Origin of the sequence: Micromonospora sp. WMMD730 (assembly GCF_049178955.1) — a bacterium.
Taxonomy (GTDB): Bacteria; Actinomycetota; Actinomycetes; order Mycobacteriales; family Micromonosporaceae; genus Micromonospora; species Micromonospora wenchangensis.
The window spans coordinates 5,162,510-5,179,377 of sequence record NZ_JBMHML010000002.1 but is presented as its reverse complement, the minus strand read 5'-3'; the positions used below and the strand labels follow the sequence as shown (position 1 = coordinate 5,179,377).

The following is a 16,868-nucleotide window of genomic DNA, read 5'->3' as shown; positions in this document are numbered from 1 at the left end:
CACGCGCCGCGCGGGGCGGTGCCCGCGGCGGCGCGTCGTCGACCGGTGCCCGGCTACCGGCTCAGCCGCGACTCCACCGCTGGCTGGTCGCGCCGTTGCAGTCCCAGATCTGGGTACGGGTGCCGTTGGCCGTGCCGTTGCCCACCAGGTCCAGGCACCGGCCCGAGCCGACCGCCGTGACGGTGCCGTCGGCGTTGAAGCGCCACTTCTGGTTCGACTGGCCGTTGCAGTCCCAGATGATCACCGACGTGCCGTTGGCGGTGCCGGCGTTGTTGACGTCCAGGCACTTGGTGCCGTAGACCCGCAGCTCCTGGCTGCCGGTCGAGGTCCACGCCTGGTTGGTCTGGCCGTGACAGTCCCAGACGATGGTGGTGGCCCCGTTGGTCTGCGCCGCGCCGTTGACGTCCAGGCACCGGCCGGCGGAGACGCTGCGGACGGCGGACGTCGTGCCCGGCGGAGGTGTCGTCGGCGGGGGAGTGGTCGGGGGCGGGGTGGTCGGCGGCGGCGTGGTGGGCGGGGGAGTGCCGCCGCCGGTCACCAGGAACATCGCCGCGCCGTGTGCCGGCACCGAGGCGCTGATCGTGCCGCCCGACGTCGAGCTGCTGTGCGCCCAGAGGTCCCGCACCGTGTACGACGAGGCGCTGCCGAGACCCAGCGCGCTGGCCGTGGTGGTGACCGTGGCCGTGCTGCCACCCCGGTTGAGCAGCACCGTGGCCACCGCTCCGGTGGACATCGGCTTGCGCCAGACCTCCAGGTCGCCACTGTCGCTGATCTTGTAGCCCTGCCGGCCGCCCCAGTCCTGGTCGACCGCGATGACCTCGGTGTTGGTCAGGATGGTCCGGGTGGCCGCCGACATGGAGCGCAGGTCGTTGCCGGCCAGCAGCGGCGCGTTCAGCAGCGCCCAGAGGCTGAAGTGCGCCCGTGACTCGGTGTCGGTGGGGCCGTTGCCGACCTCCAGCATGTCCGGGTCGTTCCACGCGCCGGGCCGGGCGTAGGAGTCCTTGCCGACCTGCTGGTCGAGGATGCCCATGATGGAGTTCCAGTTGCCGCCGATGTCGCCGGTGTTGCGCCAGGAGTTGCCCACCGACGCGCCCCAGGTCCAGACGCTCTCCTGGCCCCAGTTGCACAGGCTGTAGAGGATCTTCCGGCCGGTGGCCGCCAGCGCGTCCCGCATCGCGGTGTAGCGCTGCTGCCCACTGCGACCGAGATGGTCGCCGCAGTTGTCGTACTTGAGGTAGTCGACGCCCCAGGACGCCCAGAGGTTGGCGTCGCGCTGCTCGTAGTTGATGCTCGCCGGGTAGCCGGCGCAGGTGGTCGTCCCGGCCGAGGAGTAGATGCCGAGCTTCAGCCCCTTGCCGTGGACGTAGTCGGCGAGCGCCTTCATGCCGCTGGGGAACTTCGCCGGGTCGGCGACCAGGTCGCCGCTGGTGTTGCGCTGTTTGGTCGACCAGCAGTCGTCGATGTTGACGTACTCGTAGCCGGCCGCCGCCATGCCGCTTGAGACCAGCGTGTCGGCGGTCTGCCGGATGAGCGTCTCGTTGACGTTGCACCCGAAGGAGTTCCAGTCGTTCCAGCCCATCTGCGGGGTGCGGGCCAGGCCGTTCTCCAGCGCCTGCGCGGGCGGGGCGCTGCCGAGCACCGCCGCGCCGGTGACCACCGCCGTGCCCAGGGTCGCCGCCAACAGTACGGGGGACAGCAGGGCGACTCGTCGTCTGAACATGCGCACGCTCCTTGCCGGGGTGCAGGCCACGATTCGTAATACATCGACGCTCGCCAACGTAATTCGTCTGACATGTGCCGTCAATACGCGCCCGCCCGCCGTACCCGGGGCCGGCCTGCGACGCCCTCGCCGGGCCGCACCGCCCGCCGTCCGGGGTCCGGTCACCGGACGTCCGGGCTGCACACCTTCCAGTCGCCGTCCTGCCGCTCGACGTTCAGCCCCACCGTCCGGGGTGCTTGATCCGAATAGGTGACCTCGGCGGTCACCCACCGCAGGGTCGGTCCCTCGCTCAGGCGCTCGACCGTCACGTCGGTGATCCGGAACCCGGTCACCCCGTACCCGCCCGCAGGACGGTCCAGCCAGTCCGCCCGCGACTCGCGGCGTCGGTCGGCCGCACACAACATGTCGTACGCGCCGTTGTCGTCATGCCTGACCACGGCGGACAGGTAGGCGTCGGCGGCGGCGCGGATGCCGGGCTCCTCCCTCGCGTCCTTGTGGGACAGGTAGAAGCCGGCGATGGGCGTGCCACAGCAGAGCAGCACACCGATGCCGACGATGGCGATGACGAAACCCCGGTCGGAGAGGTCTTTCTCGGCGGCCACCGCACCGACGGTACGGGCCGGCGGCAAGGTGCCAGCCGGCCCGGTCGCGACGGGTGTCCACCGTGCACCACGGCGGACACCCGTCGACAGCCCTCGTCAGGAGATCGAGGCGGGGAAGCGTTCCCAGACCCGGTGCGCGGCCAGCAGGGCCTGCGCGTCGGCGAGCACGCCGCTCGGCGAGTCACCGGCCACCACGCCCGCCGCGCCGGCCACCCCGGCCAGCTCCAGCACCCGCACGCCCGCGCCCCAGCCGCCGATCACCTTGGCGTGCCGCCAGCACTCCTGCACCAGCAGCAGCACCCGGGGATCGACGACGCTGGCGTCCGCCGCACCCGCCTTGGCGTCGCGGGCCGGCAGCGCGTCGGGGGCCGGCGCTGGGGCTCCGGCCAGCAGCAGCGCGTCCAACTCGACCGAGCGGCCGGTGGCGAAGGTCCGCTGCACCGTCAGGTCGCCCACCGTGCCGCCGTGCGCGGCGATCACCAGCGGCACCATGCCGGCGGCGAACACCTCCCGGCGTACCTGCTCGACGTCGTCGGTGCCGGCGTCGGCGTCGACCACGATGCCGACCGTACGGCCGTCGGCCGGCCAGGTGCGGCCGAGCTGGGACAGCGCCGGGCTGGGCGCGACGTCGGCCAGCGGCACGGTCGGCTCCGGCGTCGGCAGGCCCAGACCGGTGGCCACCTGCGCGCAGAGCACCGGGTCGATGTTGGCCAGGCACTGCAGCTGCCGTTCCCGGATCGCCTGGTGGTAGCACTTGCCCAACTCGAAGGTGTACGCCCGGACGATGTGCTCCCGCTCCACCGGCGACATGCTCAGCCAGAACAGCCGGGCCTGGCTGAAGTGGTCGTCGAAGGAGGCCGGGTTGGCCCGGACCTTCGGGGCCTCGGCCACGGTCACCGGCACGTCGACGAACGCGTTCTCGGCGTCCCCGGCCGGGAACGGGTTGCCCCCGTCGAGCGAGTTCGGCCGGTACGGCGCGACCCCGGCGTGCACGGCGTGCTGGTGGAACCCGTCGCGGAGCATGTCGTTCACCGGCGCGTGCGGCCGGTTGATCGGGATCTGCGAGAAGTTCGGCCCGCCCAGCCGGGTGAGCTGCGTGTCGACGTACGAGAAGAGCCGGCCCTGCAACAGCGGGTCGTTGGTGACGTCGATGCCCGGCACCAGGTGGCCGAGGTGGAAGGCGACCTGCTCGGTCTCGGCGAAGAAGTTCGTCGGCGTCCGGTTGAGCACCAGCTTCCCGACCGGCTGCACCGGCGCCAGCTCCTCCGGCACGATCTTGGTGGGGTCGAGCAGGTCGATGCCGGCGAAGGTCTCCTCCGGGGTGTCCGGGAACACCTGGAGGCCGAGTTCCCACTCCGGGTACGCGCCGGCCTCGATGGCGTCGTAGAGGTCACGCCGGTGGAAGTCGGGGTCGATGCCGCTGAGCAGCTGCGCCTCCTCCCAGTCCAGCGAGTGCACGCCCAGCTTCGGCTTCCAGTGGAACTTCGCCAGCACCGTCGCCCCGGCGGAGTTGACCAGCCGGAACGTGTGCACCCCGAAGCCCTCCATGGTCCGGTACGAGCGCGGGATACCCCGGTCGGACATGTTCCACATGGTGTGGTGCTGCGCCTCGGTGTGCAGCGAGACGAAGTCCCAGAAGGTGTCGTGGGCGCTCTGCGCCTGCGGGATCTCCCGGTCCGGGTGCGGCTTGCCGGCGTGGATGATGTCCGGGAACTTGATCGCGTCCTGGATGAAGAAGACCGGCATGTTGTTGCCGACCAGGTCGAAGGTGCCCTCGTCGGTGTAGAACTTGGTCGCGAACCCCCGGGTGTCCCGCACCGTGTCGGCCGAGCCCCGGGACCCCAGGACGGTGGAGAACCGGACGAAGACCGGCGTCTCCTTACCCTTGCTCAGGAAGCCGGCCCGGGTCACCTCCTGCGCGCCGTACCCGGTGAAGACGCCGTGCGCGCCGGCGCCCCGGGCGTGCACCACCCGCTCGGGGATGCGTTCGTGGTCGAAGTGGGTGATCTTCTCGCGGAGGTGGTGGTCCTGGAGCAGCGTCGGGCCGCGCGGGCCGGCCTTCAGGGAGTGGTCGGTGTCGCGCAGCCGGGCCCCCTGCGCGGTGGTGAGGAACGCGCCCTGCTGGCCGTTGGCGACGGCCGGCGCGCCGGTGGCCGCGCCGGTCGGGGTACGGGTCTCCGGCGCGCCCTGCTCCTTCTTGGGTGGCAGCGGATCGTGCGGGTTGGTGGGTTCCTCGACGGTCGGCGGGGCGCTGCCCGGCGCTCCGGGGACCTCGGGGGTCATCAGGTGCGACACCTTCTCGGCCGCGGCGTCCACCACGTCCTTGACGACCTCGGTCGGCTTGCGGGATTCCATCTGGGCGGCACCTCTTCGTGGAGCGGGGAACGGGTGTTCCTCCCCTACCCGGGCATCCCTCCGCAAAACACACCGATGTCGGTCGGTCGCCCGCGACGGTTCAACGCAGCGTGCGCAGGGTGACGGCGGTGACCGCGCCGTACGCCAGGTGCGGCACCACGTCGGTGATCCAGTCGGTGGCCGACCAGGTCCGGGGATCGGTGAGCCGCAGCACGGTCAGCGGGCCGTTGGAGCCGATCATCGCCAGACCGGTCAGCGCCAGGACGGACACGCCCAGCGGCAGCCGGCGGCCACCCGCCGCCGCGTAACCCGCCGCGGCGGCCACCGAGGTGGCATAGCCGAGCAGCGGCCCGAGCCCGGACCGGCGGTTGGCGGCCGTGCGCTGGTCACCGAGGTCGACGTGGGCCAGATCGGCCAGCCGGCCGGCGCTGTCCTCGGCGGCGCTGCTGGCCGGCCGGGCCCGCAGCGCCATGTCGAGGTAGGTGACGGCGTTGAGGGCGGACGCGCCGGCCGCACCGGCGATCAGGGCTCTGCTGGTGGGCGTCATCCGCCCCGCCTACCCGCCTGCGGGACGCTGACACCCACCGACCGGTGACCGTCAGGAAACCGCCGTGGTCACCAGGTCCCGGATCCGCTTCTCCACCTCCGGGGTCCACGTCCGCAGGGCGTACGACACCGGCCACAGGTCACCGTCGTCGAGGTTGGCCGACTCCTGGAAGCCGAGGGTGCAGTACCGGTAGTTGAACTTGCCGGCGTCCTGGAAGAACACGACGATCTTGCCGTCCTCGTTCGCGTACGCCGGCATCCCGTACCAGGTCTTCGGCGACAGCTGCGGGGCCGCCGTGGTGACCGTCAGGTGCACCCGTTCGGCGAGCGTCCGGTCCGCCGGGGCCATCTGGGCGATCCGGTCCAGCACCGCCTGCATGCCGTCAGCCTTCTTGGCGCCCTTGCGCCCCTCGGCCCGCAACTCGGCGGCGCGTTCCCGCATGGCGGCGCGCTCCTCGGCGGTGAAACCGTCGCCGGCCTCCCCGGTGGTGTCGCCGTCGGACGCGGTGGTCGCTTTCTTCGTGGACACGCGGGCTCCCTCTCTCGCCGTTCGGGCGCGGCATCCTGCCGGCCACCTGGGTAAAGGCTATGGCCCCGCCGGGTCGCCGGCTTCTCGATTCCTGACCGGTCGGGCCCGGCGGGGCCACCGGTCACAGGTCCTCGATCCGGTGGGTGGTGGAGCCGTCGGGGCGGTGCACGACCACCGTGATGCTGCCGATCTCGCCGCCCTCCGGCCCCGGCCACCACGCCGCCCACCATCCGCCCCCGGTGCTGGTCCGGATGGTCCTGCCGTCGGCGAGCACCAGGTCGACGCCGGTGACCGACGGGCCGACCAGACCCACGGCGTTGGAGTACTGGTCGTGGCCGGAACCGACCGAACTGCGCGTCTCGAGGTTGACGGTGCCGGCGGCGGGGGGCGGCAGAGGGCCGTCCGCCAACGTCATCGCGGTCGGCTGGCCGTCGTCCACGCTCATGCACTCGATCACGCCCGAGCCGCGCCGCTGGATGAGCAGGGTGGCCACCCCCCGCCGCTCGGCCAGGAGCACGTCGGAGGGGCCGACCGGTGCCGCCGGCTCGCTGCCCACCCCGCTCCCGGCGCACCGGCGGGCCTGCGGCAGGACCTGCTCGCCGGTGAGCGCGCCGGGCACCGGGGTCCACGAGGCGAAGGCCCGGTCCATCGGCCCCGGCAGCAGCGCGGGCACGGTGACCGCGCCCACCACCGCGACCGCCCCGGCGGCGACCAGACCGACCACCCCACGCCTGGTCACCCTGCGTCGTGCCGGCGCGGGGCGGTCGGCTGCCCGGTCCGCGACGATCCGGTCGACGACCGAGGTGGCCCGTTCCCACTCGGCCGGGGTCGGCTGCACCCCACGTGCCGGGTCCAACACGGAGAGGCGTTCCAGATCCGTCATGACTGCTGCTCCTTGAAGACGGTGAGGGTGTGTGGGCGGGCGGCGGGCGGTTCCAGCGCGGCCCGGAGGCGTTCCCGGGCCCGGCCCAACCGCATGGCGAACGTCGACCGGCGGCAGCCCAGCACGGTGGCGGCCTGTGCGGCGGTCAGCCCGTCGAACGCCACCAGCGCCAGCACCTCCCGGTCGGCCGGTCGCAGGCCGCGCCAGGCCCGGTCGAGGTCGATCCGGGCGGCGGCGTCGACCATGTCGTCCCCGTACGCCGGCCCGTCCGCCGCCACCAGCCGGACGTCCAGGGCCCGTCGGCGCAGCCAGCCCCGGGTGTGGTTCGCCATCGTGCGGCGGGCCACCGCGAACAGCCACGGACGGGCGTCGTCGGGGAGGTCGTCGAATCGTCGCCAGGCGGTGAGGAAGACCGTCGAGACGACGTCCTCCGCCTCGCTGGGCGGGACCCGCCGCTGCACGAACCGCAGCAGGTCCGGGTACGTCGCGGCGTGCAGGGAGCGGAAGCGTCGCTCCCGTACGCCGTCATCAGCACTGCTCATGTGCGCCTTTCGGTCGGTCGTTGCACCCCCTACCTGTCCGGCGGCACCCCCACTGTCACACCCGGTCCGGCACCGAACCGGCCGTGGACAGGCCGCCGTCGATGCGTCTAAGGTCACGGCATCCTCCGCCCGTGCACCCCGACGAGGAGCGCCATGGGTTTCCCGGTATCCCTCGACGAGCTGCTCGGCGACGAGGTACGACGCGACCCCTACCCGTACTACGCCCGGCTGCACGAGCTGGGGGAGGCGGTCGCACTCGCCCCGACGGCACCGCACGCCGTGGTGGTCCACGGGTACGCCGCCGCCCAGCGGGTGCTGCGTGATCCGGTCTTCCGGGTGCTCGACGCGCGGTACCTGGACCGCGCCGGCGTCCGCTGGCGCGACCACGCGGTGCTGCGGACCCTGCAGGCCAGCATGTTCAACGCCCCGGCCGAGGACCACGCGCGGGTGCGTCACCTGTTCGGCCAGGCGTTGACCGCCCGCCGGGTCGCCGCCCTGGAACCGGCGATCGCGCGGATCACCGACGACCTGCTCGACGGGCTCGCCGAGGCGGGCGCGGACGGCCGTCCGGTGGACTTCATGGCGGCGTTCGCCCTGCCGCTGCCCAGCGCCGTCGTCGGCGAGCTGCTCGGGGTGCCGCCCTCCGACCGGGCCTGGTTCCCGTCGCGGGTGCGGGCGTTCGACGCGGTGCTGGAGATCGGGCCGCGTTCGTTCCGGGAGATCCGGGCCGCCAACCGGGCCGCCGAGGAGCTGACCGGGTACTTCACCACGCTGCTCGCCGCCCGTCGGGCCGAACCCCGCGACGACCTCGTCTCGGCGTTGGCCAGCCTGCGCGCCGACCGCCCCGACCAGCTCTCGGAGGCCGAGCTGCTGGCCAACCTGATCGTCACGTACAACGCGGGGTTCCGGACCACCGCCAACCTGTTCGGCAGCGGGCTGATCCTGCTCCTGGCGCGGCCCGCCGCGCTGGCCGCGTTGCGCGCCGACCCGTCCCTCGCCCCGGCGTACGTCGAGGAGATCCTGCGGTACGAGCCGCCGGTGCACTTCGCGGTGCGCTACGCCGCCGAGGACACCGAGGTCGCCGGGGTCGACGTCCCCCGTGGACGGACGGCGCTGGTGCTGACCGGTGCGGCCAACCGGGACCCGCGACGGTTTCCCGATCCGGACACGTTCGACCCGTCCCGGGCGGACAACCGGCACCTGGCGTTCAGCGCCGGGCCGCACTACTGCGTCGGTGCGGCGCTGGGTCGGACGGAGGGGCGGATCGCGCTGCCCCGGCTACTCGACCGGTTCCCGGCGCTGGCGCTCGCCGCGACCCCCGGCGAGCCACGGCAGCTCATGTTGCGGGGGCACGACCAACTCGCGGTGCGGGTCGGCGAGCCGGCGGCCGATCGGCCGGACGGCACCGCCCGGGTGGACCTTGCGCAACGGGCTTGATTGAGTAAGGTCGATCAAAACGGAGCGGCTGCTCCGGTGACCAGCGCGGCGACGGCCCCGCCGACGTCGCACCTGGTCCCGGCCGCGTCCCCGGCCACTGCCACGCCTCCCGTGTCCCACCGGCGGCCGGGTCCGCCGACGCCGACCTCCGGAAAGGAAACCACGACCATGACCGACGAGATCCGCGCGTTCCTCTTCGCCGCGTTGACCGAGATGAAGTACGACATCGAGGGCGCCGACGACGACACGGTGTTCGGTCCGGCCGGTCTCGACGTCGACTCGCTCGGCCTCGCCGAACTGGCCGTACGGGTGGAGGACCGGTTCGGGGTGACCTTCGACGACGACGAGGCCGAGGCGCTGGCGATGATGACCGTCGGCGAGTTCTGCCGCACGGTGGCCGCCCGCGTCGAGCCCGCCTCGGCACACTGACCGTGCCCGCCGCGCCGCCCCGGAGGCGGTCTGTGAAGCGTTCGGGGCAGCGGCGCGAGGGGGGACGCGCATGCGTGCCGGCGTGACGGTGACCGGGATCGGGCTGGTCAGCCCGGTCGGCAGTACCGCCGCCGAGGTGTTCGACGCGGTCTGCGCGGGCCGGTCCGGCCTGACCCGGCCCCCCGAGGGACACCCGGTGCACGGCGTCGTCGACGTCGCCGCGTTCAGCCCGGACATCGACCCGGCCAGCGTGCTGCCCGGCCCCGAGTCCCGGGTGGTGGACCGCGCGGTCGTGATGGCGCTGCGGGCGGCCGGTGACGCGTTGACCGACGCCGGAGTCGAGGTGGGCCGGGACGTCGACCCGTACCGGGTGGCCGTGATCGTCTCCGGCGTCGGTGGCCTGTCCACCCTGGCGAGCCAGGTCCTCGCGCGGGCCGAGCGGGGCCGGTTCGGGGTCAGCCCGTACATGCTGCCCGGCACCCTGCCCAACATGGGCGCGGCGCGGATCGCCATCAGGCACGGCATCCGGGGCTACACCTCGTCGATCGGCACCGCCTGCGCGTCCGGGGCCCAGTCGATCGGGGAGGCGCTGCGCATCCTGCGCGCCGACGAGGCCGACCTGGTGCTCTGCGGGTCCAGCGAGGCGCCGCTCTTCCCGACCTTCGCCGACGCGTTCGGCAACGCCCGCGCGCTCGCCCACGGCTGGTCGGACCCGACGGAGGCGAGCCGCCCGTTCGACAGGAGGCGCAACGGCCTCGTCCTCGGCGAGGGGGCCGGGGTGTTCGTCCTGGAACGCACCGCGCACGCGGTGGCGCGCGGCGCCCGGCGGTACGCCGACCTGCTCGGGTGGGGCGCGAACAACGACGCCTACCACCCGACCACCCCCCGCCCCGACGGGTCCGGTGCGGCGCACTGCATGCGTACGGCGCTGCGCGACGCCGGCCTGGGCCCCGACGACGTCGACTACCTCAACGCCCACGGCACCAGCACCAAGGCCGGTGACGCGGCCGAGGTGGCCGCCCTGCGGGACGTCTTCGGCGCGGCGGGTCCGCCGGTCAGCTCCACCAAGGGGGTCACCGGGCACGTGCTCGGCGTCTCCGGGGTGATCGAGGCGGCGATCGGCGTCGAGGCGCTGCGTCGCGGCCTGCTCCCGCCGACCCACAACCTCGACGACCCCGACCCGGGTGACGATCTCGACCACATCCGCAAGCAGCCGCGCGAGGCCGCCGTGACCACGGTGATGTCCAACTCGTTCGGCTTCGGCGGCCACAACGTCAGCCTGCTGTTCGGCCCGCCCGGCGGCTGACCGGCACCCCGGTCGCGGCTGCGCCCGGCCGGCCGGGGCCGGGGCGTGCTCAGCGGACGGTGAGCAGGGTCGCCCCGTCGTGCCGGGCGACGGTGACGGCGAAGTGCTGGTCCAGCATGTCGGTCACGTAGTCGAGGTCGGCCACGAGGGGCACCGGCAGCATCGCCCGCTGGTCGACCGGGGCGTGGGTGCAGACCAGCTCGATCCGGTCGGCCTTGAGCAGCCCCCGGGTCAGGAACGCCGGCAGGTCCTCGGGCAGCAGGAACCGCCACAGGTCGACGTTGACGATCACGTCGAGCGCGCCGGCCTTGAACTGCTGGAGCACCGTGCCGAGCAGGTGCGCGTTGGTCGGCCCGGCCGGCGCGTCGTGGTCGAACGTCTGCGAGTCGGGGCCCAGCTCCAGGGTGGACACCCCGTTGCCGATCACCAACGCGGTGCGGGTGGCCAGTTCCGTGCGCAACGTGTCGGGCAGCGCCTCCGGCCGCCCCAGCCCCGCCCGCCGGTACGCCTCGATGGCCTGACCGTAGAGGCGGATGCGGCCCAGGTGCCGGCCGAACGTGTTGATCGCGTACAGCACCTCGACGTCGTAGCGCAGGTGCTTGCGCAGCAGGTACTTCATGTTGTCCATCGAGGCGAGCCCGTTGGACGTCTTGCGGAAGTGCGGCAGGTGGTAGGACGTCGCCTCGACGTCCAGCTCGAACACGTCGGGCCGGCCCCCGTGCAGGTGGAAGATCCGGTAGAAGAACTCCAGGTCCTCGAACCCCCACTTGACCATCGCCTCGTCGAAGCCGGCCACCCGCAGGAACGACTCCCGGTCGACCGAGGCGTTGTGGGTCAGGCCGAGCACCCAGGGCGCGCTGGGGAAGTCGCGGATGCGCTGCGGATGGGCGATGTCCTCCAGCCGTGGGTCGCCGCGCTCGGCGTCCAGCAGCTCCGGGTCGACGGGTTCGCCCCGGCGCACCGCGTCCGCACCGGCCCAGTCGAGGTCGTAGCGCTGACCGAGCAGGACCCCGGGCCGACCACCGCGCGCGTCGTGATGATCGCGGTGCCGGGCGAGCAGGGTGGGGTGGGCGACCGTGTCGGCGTCCAGGAACAGCAGGACGTCGGCCTGGGCACGGGCCGCCGCCGCGTTGCGGTTGGCGCTGCGGCCCCGGTTGGTCTCGCTGCGCACGCAGGTGATCCGCAGCCGGTCGGCGTAGCGTTCGACGACCGGGGTCAACGGGACGGCCGACCCGTCGTCGCCGACGATGACCTCGAACTCCTGCGCCGGGAGGGTCTGCCGGGTCAGCGACGCGACAGTCGTGTCGAGCGCGACGGCGTTGTTGTGGGCGGGGATCACCACGCTCAGGCGGGGCCGGTCCATGGAACTCCTTCGGAAGATACCGGCCGGGCCCCCGTCGCGGGCCGTCAGCGGGGGGTGCAGTGCTGGGTGATGTAGTCGGCCAGGTCGCCGACCGTGGTCATCCGGTCCTCGTCGAGATCCTCGACGTCGATCTGGATCTCCAGCTCGTCCTCGATCTCGAGCAGCAGCTCCAGCGCGAGGGAGGAGCTGAGGCCCAGCTCGTCCATCAGCTGCGTGCCGACGGTGACCGGGGCCTCCGGTCGGAGCATCCGGGTCAGCAGCGCGACCATCGTGTCGACGACCTGCGCGCGCAGCTGCGGCGCGGTGGTCGTGTCGGGCTCTGTCACTGGACCCCACGCTCCAACATGGAGCCCATCAGAGCAAACGTGATCGGCGGGTGTCAACGGCTGTCGCGATCTTCAGCCGACCGGTCGCGGAACCGCTCCGGACGGCCCGTCGAGGCCGTGGAACGACGCCGTGTCGTAGGGCGCCTCGCCGGTCAGGGCCACCGCGACCCGGTAGCCGGCCGGGGTCGCGACGTCGGTGACCCGGTGTACGCCCGGCGGGTCGCCGCACGCCACCACGTCCCCCCGGTGCACCGGCAGCGCCAGGTGCGGCCAGAGCCGTTCCCCGGCCGCCTTGACCACCGCCTCCTTGCGGGCCCACAGCCGGGCGAACCGCTCGGCCCGGCCGGCGACGTCCGACCCCGAGGCGACGTGCCGGGCCTCCCCGGTGGTGAAGAACCGGGCGGCCAGCGCGACCGGATCCCGTTGCGGCGTCACGTGCTGGATGTCGACCCCCACCGGCCGCCCGCCGCCCACCGCCACCGCGACCAGGTCGGCGGAGTACGACAGGCTGGTCTGCGGCCCGCCCCGGGGCTCGGTCAACGTCGGCTTGCCGTACCGGCCCCGCTGCCAGGTGAGCCGTCCGGGTGCGACGCCCAGGGCCGCGCCCACCAGCAGACGCAGCGCCCCGTGCGCCACGGTGAACCGGTCCCGGGCGGCGGCCGGGCCGAGCGCCGCCGCCCGGCTGCGTTCGTCGGCGGTGAGCACCGCGTCGTACCGGGCCAGCTCGGCCGGACCGGGTCGGGCCGGCAGGATCCAGATCCGGACGGTGTCCCGCATGGGCCGTACCCTAGCCCTGCCGGCACCGCCCGGCGGGCGGCACGATCCGCGGCGTTGACACGTGCCGATCTCCGTTGCTCTGATTGACCGATGTTCGCGCAGACCGCCGAGGCGCAGGTGCTCGTCCCGTTCGCCGGCCCGGGGGCCGGGACCGCGCCGCTGACCTGGGGTCAACTGGCGATCATGCAGGACATGCGGGAGACCGGGTGGACGCACAACGTCAGCGGCGCGCACCCGGTGCCGGCCGGGGTCACCGTGGAGCAGGTCGCGGCGCAGCTCGGTGACCTGATGAGCCGGCACCCGGCGCTGCGGATGCGGTTGGGCACCGACGACCGCGGCGAGCCCTGCCAGGTGGTCTCCGCCGACGGGGAGATCGCCCTGGACGTGCTGGACGTCCCCGACGACGCCGACCCGGCCGACGTGGCGAAGTTCGCCTACGAGCTGGGCCACGCCCGGCTGCTGGCCCCCTACGACCTCTACCGGGACTGGTCGGTGCGGATGGCGGTGATCCGGCACCGGGGCGCGCTGGTGCACCGGGTGCTGACCCTCGACCACCTGGTCGTCGACGGCACCGCGACCGCCCTGGTGATGGCCGACCTCGGGCTGGTCGACCTGACGGCCCGGCGCGCGCCCGACCCGCGTACGGTGCAGCTACTCGACCTCGGCCGGCGCGAGCGCACCCCGCCGCTGCGCCGGGTGAGCGACCGGGCGGTCCGCCACTGGGAGGCACACCTGCGCGACCTGCCGCCCTCGACCTTCGGCGAGGTCACCAACCCGGCCGGGCGGCACGGCCGGCGGTTCTGGCACGGCCGGTTCAGCTCACCGGCGGCCTTCCTGGCGGTGCAGGCCATCGCCCGACGCACCCGGACGGACACCTCCCGGGTGCTGCTGGCGGTGATCGCCGTGGCGGTGGGCCGGGCCACCGGGGTCAGCCCGTTGACCGCCAAACTCATCGTCGGCAACCGGTTCCGGCCGGGGTTCGCCGAGGCGATCGCCCCGCTGAGTCAGAACGGGGTGCTCACCGTCGACGCCACCGACACCACGGTGGACGAGGTGGTGACCCGGGCCCGTCGCGCCTCCGTCGCCGCCGGCATGTACGCCTACTACGACCCGGTGCAGCTCGCCGAGGCCGGCGCCCGGCTCGACGAGGAGCGCGGCTACCCGGCCCGGGTGACCCTCCGGATCAACGACCGGCGGGTGGTGACCCGGCAGGCAGCGGAGGACGCGGCCCGCGCCGCCGAGGTGACCCCGGAGCAGATCCGCCGCCGGGCGGGCGAGACGTTCCTGGTCTGGGACGGCACCCTCGACCACCTGCCCGAGCAGGCGTTCATCACCGTGGAGGACCAGCCGGACACGATCTTCCTCCAGGTGATCTTCGACCTGGGCTGCTTCACCGAGGCCCAGGCCGAGGCGCTGCTGCGCGGGGTGGAGGAGGTGGCCGTCGAGGCGGCGTTCGACCCGACGGCACCGACCCGGGTCGCCGGCTGACCCGTTGCGTGACGGTCACCGGGCGTCGTACCACCCGGTGACCGCCGCCGCGACGGTCACCGGTCCACGGCCCGGGGGAGGGTCACCGCTCGACCCGGTCCCAGGTCACCGGCAGGGCCTCCAGGCTGCGTACCACCAGGCCGGGCTTGAACCGCAGCTCCTCCTCGGGCACGGCCAGCCGCAGGCCGGGCAGCCGGCGCAGCAGCGCACCGAGGGCCTCCTGCAACTCCATCCGGGCCAGCGCCGCGCCGAGGCAGTGGTGCGGGCCGGCCCCGAACGCCAGGTGCGGATTGTCGGCCCGGGTCAGGTCGAGGGTGTCCGCCCCGGCGAACACCGACGCGTCCCGGTTGGCCGAGGCGATCGCCGGCAGCACCGGGGTGCCCGCCGGCAGGCACACCCCGCCCAGTTCCACCTCCTCGGTGGTGACCCGGGGCAGCAGCACCCCGTTGTCGCCGAGCTGGATGAAGCGGGACAGCTCCTCCACCGCGCGGGCCACCGCGACCGGATCGTCACCGCGCAGGCCGGCGAGCTGCTCGGGGTGCCGGGCCAGCACGAGCAGGAACAGGTTGAGCTGGTTGGTGGTGGTCTCGTGGCCGCCGACGAAGATGCCGGCGGTCACCGAGACGAGTTCCCGTTCGGTGAGGTCGTCGTGCTCGTCCCAGGCCTTGATCAGGGCGCTCATCAGGTCGTCGCCCGGCTCGCGGCGACGCGCGACGATCATCTCGCCGAACGCGTCGAGGGCGGCCTGCGGGGCCGCCGGGTCGGCGTCCCAGTCGCCGACGAGCGCGTCGGACCACTCGCGTACCCGGTCCTGGTCCTGCTCCGCGATGCCGAACAGCTTGCTGATCACGTAGATCGGCAGCGGCGCGGACAGGTGGGGGATCAGGTCCGCCGGTGGGCCCGCCGCCACCAGGTCGTCGATCATCCGGTCGACGAGCCCGGCCACCGTCGGGCGCAGCGCCTCCACCCGGCGGACGGTGAACGCGTGCGACACCGCCCGGCGCATCGTGGTGTGCCGGGGCGGGTCCATTCCGATCAGCGAGTCCTCGGCCAGCGAACCCAGCTCCCGGGTCGGCCGGTCCGGCCCGGCCGCGGCGGCCCGGCTGAACCGCTGGTCGGTGAAGACCCGGCGGACGTCCGCGTGCCGGGTGGCCAGGTAGGCCCTGCCGCCGTCGGGCAGCGCGATCGGCGCCACCGGGCAGGTCTCCCGCAGCCGGGTGTAGTCAGGTGACGGGTGGTAGATCGTCGGAGCCGGAGCGAGCGGGTACGGAATGGGCTCTTGCGTCATCTGCGACTCCTAGGGTGGTCTGACGGTGGATCAGCTCCGGGTGCCCGCGGCGAGGGCCACCAGCGCCGGCACCACCTCGGCGGGGGCGGGCATCGCGTGGACCCGGTCGCGCATCAGCGCGGCGGCGGCGCGCCAGGGGCCGTCGGCGATCAGCTCGCCGACCAGCCCGCGCAGCGTGTCGTCGTCGGCCCGGCCGCCGGGCAACCAGGTGCCGGCCCCGGTGACGGCCAGCCGCTCGGCGTTGAAGTGCTGATCGCTGACCTGCGGCAGGACGAGCTGCGGCACCCCGAGGCCGAGCGCCGTCATCGTGGTCCCCGCGCCGCCCTGCTGCACCAGCGCGGCGCAGGTCGGCAACACCAGCCGCAGGGCCAGCGGGCTGTCGACCAGCCGGACGTTGCCCGGCAGCGGGTGCAGCGCCGCCTGCTGGGCCGGCTCGACCAGCACGACGACCTCCACGTCCAGCCCGGCCACCGCCCGCACGACCCGGGGGAGGTCCAGCCGGTCGTCGAGCCCGGCGCCGGCCATCATGGTGCCCGCCGTCACGCAGACCCGGGGCCGGTCCGCCGGGCGGTGCAGCCAGGGCGGCAGCACGGCCGGGCCGTTGTACGGCACGTACCGGACCGGCCGGGTCGGGCCGGTCGCCGGCACCTGCATCGGGGGCGGCACCGGGTCGAGGGTCAGCGCCCCGGCCAGGTCCACGTCGGCGGCGGCCAGCCCGAACCGGCCGGCCAGCGGGCCGAGCACCGGCTCCGGGTCGAGCCGGAGGGTGACCGAGGAGTCCGGCCCCCACAGGTGCCGCACACCGGGCACGCCCAGCGCGGCGGCGGCCACCGCGGCGGCGAGGTTGAACGGCTCCCAGACCATCAGGTCCGGCCGCCAGGAGCGGCCGAAACCGACCAGGTCGTCGAGGAGGGCGTCGGCGAACCGGACCACGCCGCCGTCGGCGGTGATCGCCGGTTCGACCGTGTCGTCGGGGGTGTCGTCCGGCTCGTCGGTGGCCCGGTCCAGGGCGCCCACCGCGCCGATCCGGCCCGCGAACGCGGTGGCGAAGTCGACGTCCGCACCCAACGGCACCGCCGCCAGCCCGGCCGAGGTGATCGCCGGCACCAGCGCCGGATGGCTGGCCACCCGCACCTCGTGGCCGGCGGCCTGCAGGGCCCAACCGAGCGGCACCAGGCCGTAGAAATGCGACCGCCAGCCCCACGTCGACAACAGAATCCGCAAAGCCGCAGTCAAGTCCGACCCATCCGCGCGTACCACCCGGCAGTCCTGGTGCA

16 protein-coding genes are annotated in these 16,868 nt (G+C 73.8%); 4 read left to right on the top strand and 12 right to left on the bottom strand.

What is annotated here, in order from left to right; translation table 11 throughout:
• Positions 1-61: 61 nt before the first annotated feature.
• The 7 genes from ACN265_RS22080 to ACN265_RS22050 all read right to left on the bottom strand — a co-directional run bounded on the left by ACN265_RS22080 (position 62) and on the right by ACN265_RS22050 (position 7,177).
• A complete protein-coding gene (locus tag ACN265_RS22080) occupies positions 62-1,720 on the bottom strand; it encodes a glycoside hydrolase family 27 protein (RefSeq protein ID WP_421409249.1) in 1,659 nt (552 codons plus the stop codon).
• 161 nt (positions 1,721-1,881) lie between these two features.
• On the bottom strand, positions 1,882-2,322 hold the full coding sequence (locus tag ACN265_RS22075) for a hypothetical protein (protein WP_208569097.1): 441 nt from the start codon (positions 2,320-2,322) through the stop codon (positions 1,882-1,884).
• A gap of 96 nt (positions 2,323-2,418) precedes the next feature.
• A complete protein-coding gene (locus tag ACN265_RS22070) occupies positions 2,419-4,677 on the bottom strand; it encodes a catalase (RefSeq protein ID WP_421409247.1) in 2,259 nt (752 codons plus the stop codon).
• A 100-nt stretch (positions 4,678-4,777) separates the two neighbouring features.
• Complete coding sequence (locus ACN265_RS22065; protein WP_421409246.1) at positions 4,778-5,224, bottom strand: hypothetical protein; 447 nt, start codon at positions 5,222-5,224, stop codon at positions 4,778-4,780.
• A 51-nt stretch (positions 5,225-5,275) separates the two neighbouring features.
• Positions 5,276-5,752 carry an iron chaperone gene (locus ACN265_RS22060; RefSeq protein ID WP_421409244.1) on the bottom strand — a complete coding sequence of 159 codons (477 nt, stop codon included), beginning with the start codon at positions 5,750-5,752 and terminating at the stop codon, positions 5,276-5,278.
• A 121-nt stretch (positions 5,753-5,873) separates the two neighbouring features.
• Positions 5,874-6,635 (bottom strand): hypothetical protein, encoded by a 762-nt coding sequence (locus tag ACN265_RS22055; RefSeq protein WP_420119803.1) that lies wholly within the window; start codon positions 6,633-6,635, stop codon positions 5,874-5,876.
• Positions 6,632-7,177: an RNA polymerase sigma factor gene (locus ACN265_RS22050; protein ID WP_420119802.1), complete on the bottom strand. Its 546-nt coding sequence runs from the start codon at positions 7,175-7,177 to the stop codon at positions 6,632-6,634. The genes ACN265_RS22055 and ACN265_RS22050 overlap by 4 nt, the downstream gene beginning before the upstream one ends.
• Positions 7,178-7,330: 153 nt before the next feature.
• Between ACN265_RS22050 and ACN265_RS22045 the strand changes: the two genes are divergently transcribed.
• From ACN265_RS22045 to ACN265_RS22035, 3 genes are all read left to right on the top strand, one after another.
• On the top strand, positions 7,331-8,614 hold the full coding sequence (locus tag ACN265_RS22045) for a cytochrome P450 (protein WP_421409242.1): 1,284 nt from the start codon (positions 7,331-7,333) through the stop codon (positions 8,612-8,614).
• A 168-nt stretch (positions 8,615-8,782) separates the two neighbouring features.
• Positions 8,783-9,043 (top strand): acyl carrier protein, encoded by a 261-nt coding sequence (locus tag ACN265_RS22040; RefSeq protein WP_204928196.1) that lies wholly within the window; start codon positions 8,783-8,785, stop codon positions 9,041-9,043.
• Between the two features lie 70 nt (positions 9,044-9,113).
• A complete protein-coding gene (locus tag ACN265_RS22035; protein ID WP_421409240.1) occupies positions 9,114-10,349 on the top strand; it encodes a beta-ketoacyl-[acyl-carrier-protein] synthase family protein in 1,236 nt (411 codons plus the stop codon).
• A gap of 49 nt (positions 10,350-10,398) precedes the next feature.
• Here the strand turns inward: ACN265_RS22035 and ACN265_RS22030 are convergent, their stop codons facing one another.
• The 3 genes from ACN265_RS22030 to ACN265_RS22020 form a co-directional block, all read right to left on the bottom strand.
• Complete coding sequence (locus ACN265_RS22030; RefSeq protein ID WP_421409238.1) at positions 10,399-11,712, bottom strand: glycosyltransferase family 2 protein; 1,314 nt, start codon at positions 11,710-11,712, stop codon at positions 10,399-10,401.
• Between the two features lie 44 nt (positions 11,713-11,756).
• Positions 11,757-12,038, bottom strand: a complete 282-nt coding sequence (locus ACN265_RS22025) for a phosphopantetheine-binding protein (RefSeq protein ID WP_357933113.1) — start codon at positions 12,036-12,038, stop codon at positions 11,757-11,759.
• Positions 12,039-12,110: 72 nt separating this feature from the next.
• Complete coding sequence (locus tag ACN265_RS22020; RefSeq protein WP_421409237.1) at positions 12,111-12,815, bottom strand: 4'-phosphopantetheinyl transferase family protein; 705 nt, start codon at positions 12,813-12,815, stop codon at positions 12,111-12,113.
• A 90-nt stretch (positions 12,816-12,905) separates the two neighbouring features.
• On the opposite strand from ACN265_RS22020, the gene ACN265_RS22015 reads away from it, so the two are divergent.
• On the top strand, positions 12,906-14,303 hold the full coding sequence (locus tag ACN265_RS22015) for a condensation domain-containing protein (protein WP_421409235.1): 1,398 nt from the start codon (positions 12,906-12,908) through the stop codon (positions 14,301-14,303).
• Between the two features lie 82 nt (positions 14,304-14,385).
• Here the strand turns inward: ACN265_RS22015 and ACN265_RS22010 are convergent, their stop codons facing one another.
• Positions 14,386-15,591, bottom strand: coding sequence for a cytochrome P450 (locus ACN265_RS22010; RefSeq protein ID WP_420119797.1), 1,206 nt, complete (start codon positions 15,589-15,591; stop codon positions 14,386-14,388).
• A gap of 30 nt (positions 15,592-15,621) precedes the next feature.
• On the bottom strand, positions 15,622-16,815 hold the full coding sequence (locus ACN265_RS22005; protein ID WP_421409233.1) for a nucleotide disphospho-sugar-binding domain-containing protein: 1,194 nt from the start codon (positions 16,813-16,815) through the stop codon (positions 15,622-15,624).
• Positions 16,816-16,868 lie beyond the last annotated feature (53 nt).

What these genes read in the sequence shown, in the direction of transcription:
- ACN265_RS22065 (WP_421409246.1), bottom strand. Translation starts at nt 5,224, where the DNA reads ATGACGCCCACCAGCAGAGCCCTGATCGCCGGTGCGGCCGGCGCGTCC.
- ACN265_RS22030 (WP_421409238.1), bottom strand. Translation starts at nt 11,712, where the DNA reads ATGGACCGGCCCCGCCTGAGCGTGGTGATCCCCGCCCACAACAACGCC.
- ACN265_RS22080 (WP_421409249.1), bottom strand. Translation starts at nt 1,720, where the DNA reads ATGTTCAGACGACGAGTCGCCCTGCTGTCCCCCGTACTGTTGGCGGCG.
- ACN265_RS22055 (WP_420119803.1), bottom strand. Translation starts at nt 6,635, where the DNA reads ATGACGGATCTGGAACGCCTCTCCGTGTTGGACCCGGCACGTGGGGTG.
- ACN265_RS22040 (WP_204928196.1), top strand. Translation starts at nt 8,783, where the DNA reads ATGACCGACGAGATCCGCGCGTTCCTCTTCGCCGCGTTGACCGAGATG.
- ACN265_RS22050 (WP_420119802.1), bottom strand. Translation starts at nt 7,177, where the DNA reads ATGAGCAGTGCTGATGACGGCGTACGGGAGCGACGCTTCCGCTCCCTG.
- ACN265_RS22070 (WP_421409247.1), bottom strand. Translation starts at nt 4,677, where the DNA reads ATGGAATCCCGCAAGCCGACCGAGGTCGTCAAGGACGTGGTGGACGCC.
- ACN265_RS22045 (WP_421409242.1), top strand. Translation starts at nt 7,331, where the DNA reads ATGGGTTTCCCGGTATCCCTCGACGAGCTGCTCGGCGACGAGGTACGA.
- ACN265_RS22035 (WP_421409240.1), top strand. Translation starts at nt 9,114, where the DNA reads ATGCGTGCCGGCGTGACGGTGACCGGGATCGGGCTGGTCAGCCCGGTC.
- ACN265_RS22015 (WP_421409235.1), top strand. Translation starts at nt 12,906, where the DNA reads ATGTTCGCGCAGACCGCCGAGGCGCAGGTGCTCGTCCCGTTCGCCGGC.
- ACN265_RS22020 (WP_421409237.1), bottom strand. Translation starts at nt 12,815, where the DNA reads ATGCGGGACACCGTCCGGATCTGGATCCTGCCGGCCCGACCCGGTCCG.
- ACN265_RS22010 (WP_420119797.1), bottom strand. Translation starts at nt 15,591, where the DNA reads ATGACGCAAGAGCCCATTCCGTACCCGCTCGCTCCGGCTCCGACGATC.